Here is a 4050-nt window from a genome sequence, read left to right as displayed (position 1 = left end):
CCCGGTTACATCCACTATTACAATCACAATCGCATCAAGCTCAACCTCAAAGGCCGGAGCCCGGTGGAATACCGGACCCAAGCCTTTGGACCCGACCGACCCGTCCAACTTTAGGGGGTCAGTTCACTTGCGCGCGATCGCGCGCAAGCGCGCTCCCACATATCTGGTCTAGGATAGGCATCCCAGCCCCATGGACCGCCCCATGAACGCCCCCGAGGACCTCCCGTCCACCAACGCACACGCCGAATCCTCGGTGCGCGATAACCGCCTGGTGGTGGCCATTTCCTCACGGGCGCTGTTCGACATGGGTAGCAGCCACGAGCTGTTCGAGCAGGAAGGGCTGGATGCCTACCGTGCCTTCCAGATCGAGCATGAGAACGAGCTGCTCAAGCCGGGCGTGGCGTTTCCCCTTGTGCAGAAGCTGCTCGACCTGAACAAGCTCTCCGGCGATGTGCCTGCGGTAGAAGTGATCCTGCTCTCGCGCAATTCAGGGGATACCGGGCTGCGCATCTTCAATGCCATCCAGCACTACGGGCTGGGTATCTCGCGTGCGGCGTTCACCAGTGGCGCGCCAACGTCGGATTACATCGCGCCGTTCAAGGCCGACCTGTTCCTCTCCGCCAACGCCGAAGACGTCGGTCGTGCGCTGCGCGCCGGTGTCGCCGCGGCGACGATCCTGCCGTCGGTCGCGCCGCCGCGTTCCACCGAGCAGCTGCGCGTCGCGTTCGATGGTGACGCAGTGATCTTCGGTGACGAAGGTGAGCGCGTTTCCCGCGAGCAGGGCCTTGAAGCTTTCCACCAGAACGAAACGGAAATGTGGGCCGAGCCGCTCTCGGGCGGCCCGTTCCGCGGCTTCCTCTCGGCGCTGCACCGGCTGCAGGCCGCGTTCCCGGCCGAGACCTCGCCGATCCGCACGGCCCTGGTCACGGCACGCTCCGCACCGGCCCACAAGCGGGTCATCCTCACGCTACGCCGCTGGGGTGTCCGCATCGACGAGGCGCTGTTCCTGGGCGGCCGCGACAAGGGCCCGTTCCTCGACGCCTTCGGTGCCGACATCTTCTTCGACGACAGCCCGGCCAACGTGGAATCCGCCCGCCAGGTGGTCGCCACGGGCCATGTACCGCATGGTGTAAGCAATTCATGAGTTGAGAATCTTCGAATTTACGTCAGGCAAGTGGCCTTGCTAGAATCTCGCCCAGACGCCAAAGCGGATGGCCTTGCCAGCGTCGCCTGCCACCCAGTGGCTCCGCCCGGCGCGGACGCAAGAGGTTTCCGATCTAAGAAGCCCCGCTTTAGCGGGGCTTCGCTTTTTCCTACCTGGGGATCTTCGGTCGTGTTTCGCGCAGAGCGTGGCCGACCAAGGCGTTGAATGAAATGCGTCCCGTGGACGGAAGGCGTTTTCCAGGGTCAAGGCGATACGCGCTCTGCACGACGACCAGTACGGCCGATGGTCCGGCTTTCCGCCAGCGCTTTACCTGAAAGAACACCGCGTAGACCGCACCGGCTTGGCTCAGGTCCAGCGTGACGTAGTTTTCGTGCTTGCCGAACCCGCACCGCCTCTCACACAGTGTCCGTACAATGGTCGGCAGTTCCTTGGAAAGCTCATAACGCTCCTTGTCGAATGCGCGGATTTCTCGATCGTCGCGATATGGCTCCGCGTCGCATTCGCTGTCGAGATACTTGCGTGTGAAGCAGTGAATGCCGAAACCAACGTGTACCGTGACAGTGCGTGGGCAAGCAGCACCGCCGACATTCAGCTCAAGTGTGAAGCGAAATGGGTGAAGATGCTGCAGGCAATGGCTTCTGGCTGATCGGTCGATGTGAGGACGCCAGCGCATGAGGCCAGCGTTCCAGTGTGTGCCCATCCTTCGCGCCTACGTCGAGGCGCGAAGGATGCATGTGGGACTTCCGGGCAGCATGGCAGGCTCCGAGATACGGAGCTGTCATGGTCCGGATGTGTCGCAGGTGGCTGAATCAGGGAAACCTGATAGTCATGTCACCCGAGAGCTCTGCGGCGCTAGACGATATTCGTCCAACGCCACCAGTCGGTCTTCTTCTCTTCGCGTACGAACGTAAACAGGCCGGCGCCGAGGATCAGGACGATGCCCACGAGCATCCACCAGTCGAGGTGGTCGTGGAAGATCAGGTAGCCGAACAGGATCGCCCAGAGCATCTGGCTGTACTGCGTTGGTGCGACGCGGTTCGCCGGCGCGTGCTGCGTGGCGAGCATCAACAGCACCGCACCGGCAGCGGCGAACAAGCCATAGCCCAGTACCAGGAACCACTGGTGCAGGTCCGGCCAGACGAAGTGCGGCAGCATCATGATGAAGCCCGCGATCATCGGGCCAACGACGCCTGCGCCGTACAGGGTGATGCGTTTCTCGCTGGCACCGGCCATGCGCAGGGCAATGATCGAAAGCGCGCCGGTGATACCGCAGATGATCGCCGCCACATGGCCGACGCCCAGGTGGCGGAAGCCGGGCCGCAGGACCACGAGGACGCCGAGGAAGCCGACCACGACCGCCGACCAGCGCCGCCAGCCCACGTGCTCGCGCAGGAACACGACGGAAAGAATCGTCACGAAGATCGGCAGCAGGAAGATCAGGCAGAACGCCTCGGCCATGGGCAGGGCGGTGAAGGCCATGACCGCCGTGACGTTGCCGATGGCGCCGGCCATGGCCCGGAGCAGCCACAGGCCCGGCAGTTTAGAGATCACCACCTCGCTCCAGCGGTCGCCGGGCTTCTTCAGGAAGGGCAGGGCGGCCAGGGCCAGCACGGCGCCGAAGAACACCGCCTCGTACGCCGGCAGGGTGCCCTCCAGGGATTTCACGAAGGCGTCGCTCCACGCATAGGCGGCGTAACAGGCAAAGCCGAGGATGACGCCCTTGAACATGGGGAAGGCCTGGTGGCTGGGAGCCCGGCCATTATGTAATCGATTACGGCCGGGCACACCCTTCGCGGCCGCATGGAACGGGTGTGTCGCACGGAAATCGCGCGCGAGCGCGCTTCCACACGGGATCGGACGGTTTGCTGCGGGCCGCCATGACCCAGCCTTCACGCGGGTCTACAATCAGGGGCTTTCCGGCAGCCGCTTACGAGTCCCCGCATGGCCCACCGTCTTGACCCGCTCGACCTCTACGACGTCCGCTCGCTGCTCACCGAAGAAGAGCGCATGGTGCAGGACGCCGTCGGCCGCTTTGTTGATGAGACAGTGCTGCCGATCATCGGCGATGCCTTCGACCAGGGGCGTTTCCCCGCGGAGCTGGTGCCCGAGATCGCCTCGCTCGGCCTGCTGGGCGCCACGCTGCCCGAGGAATACGGCTGCGCCGGCATGAACGGCGTGAGCTACGGCCTGATCTGCCAGGAGCTGGAGCGCGGCGATTCCGGCCTGCGCAGCTTCGCTTCCGTGCAGAGCTCGCTGTGCATGTACCCGATCTTCGCGTACGGCTCGGAAGAGCAGAAACGCGAATACCTGCCGCGCATGGCGGCAGGCGAGGTCATCGGCTGCTTTGGTCTCACCGAACCGCACGGCGGCTCGGACCCGGCCAACATGAAGACCAACGCCCGCCGCGATGGCGGTGACTGGGTCATCAATGGCGCCAAGATGTGGATCACGAACGGCAACCTGGCGCACATCGCGATCGTGTGGGCGCAGACCGAGGACGGGATCCAGGGCTTCATCGTGCCGACCGACACCAATGGTTTCGCGGCGCATGATGTCCACAAGAAGATGATCCTGCGCGCCTCGGTGACCTCGGGCCTGTTCTTCGATGACGTACGCGTGCCGGATAGCGCGCGCCTGCCGAACGTCAAGGGCCTGAAGGGGCCGCTGGGCTGCCTGACCCAGGCTCGCTACGGCATCACCTGGGGCCCGATCGGTGCGGCCCAGGCCTGCCTGAAAGAGGTGCTGGACTACTCGTCGCAGCGCATCCTGTTCGGCCGCCCGCTCTCCGCCAACCAGGCCGTTCAGCTGAAGCTGGCCGACATGGCCCGCCGGATCACGACGGCCCAGTTGCTTTCGCTGCAGCTTGGCCGCCTGAAGGATGCTGG

Annotated in this window: 5 protein-coding genes; 3 read left to right on the top strand and 2 right to left on the bottom strand. The window is 64.4% G+C overall.

The annotated features are described in order from the left end of the window. Together ACTHLF_RS20395 and ACTHLF_RS20390 are read left to right on the top strand one after the other, a co-directional pair. Nucleotides 1-114: IS3 family transposase (locus ACTHLF_RS20395; RefSeq protein ID WP_440325412.1), on the top strand; the 114-nt coding region annotated here is incomplete at its 5' end. 88 nt (nucleotides 115-202) lie between these two features. Further along, nucleotides 203-1144, top strand: a complete 942-nt coding sequence (locus ACTHLF_RS20390; RefSeq protein ID WP_440329928.1) for a 5'-nucleotidase — start codon at nucleotides 203-205, stop codon at nucleotides 1142-1144. A 169-nt stretch (nucleotides 1145-1313) separates the two neighbouring features. Here ACTHLF_RS20390 and ACTHLF_RS20385 read toward each other — a convergent pair whose 3' ends face one another. Together ACTHLF_RS20385 and ACTHLF_RS20380 are read right to left on the bottom strand one after the other, a co-directional pair. Then, on the bottom strand, nucleotides 1314-1838 hold the full coding sequence (locus tag ACTHLF_RS20385) for a hypothetical protein (protein WP_440329926.1): 525 nt from the start codon (nucleotides 1836-1838) through the stop codon (nucleotides 1314-1316). A gap of 179 nt (nucleotides 1839-2017) precedes the next feature. Continuing rightward, nucleotides 2018-2893 carry a DMT family transporter gene (locus ACTHLF_RS20380; protein WP_440329924.1) on the bottom strand — a complete coding sequence of 292 codons (876 nt, stop codon included), beginning with the start codon at nucleotides 2891-2893 and terminating at the stop codon, nucleotides 2018-2020. Nucleotides 2894-3106: 213 nt separating this feature from the next. Here ACTHLF_RS20380 and ACTHLF_RS20375 point away from each other — a divergent pair. Then, nucleotides 3107-4050 (top strand): acyl-CoA dehydrogenase family protein (locus tag ACTHLF_RS20375; RefSeq protein ID WP_440329922.1); only part of this gene is annotated, 944 nt, incomplete at its 3' end.

The sequence above is a fragment of the Luteibacter sp. genome (assembly GCF_051958795.1).
In the GTDB taxonomy this organism is placed as follows: Bacteria; Pseudomonadota; Gammaproteobacteria; order Xanthomonadales; family Rhodanobacteraceae; genus Luteibacter.
The sequence above is the reverse complement of the archived record's forward strand: the minus strand, read 5'-3'. Positions and strand labels throughout refer to the sequence as shown.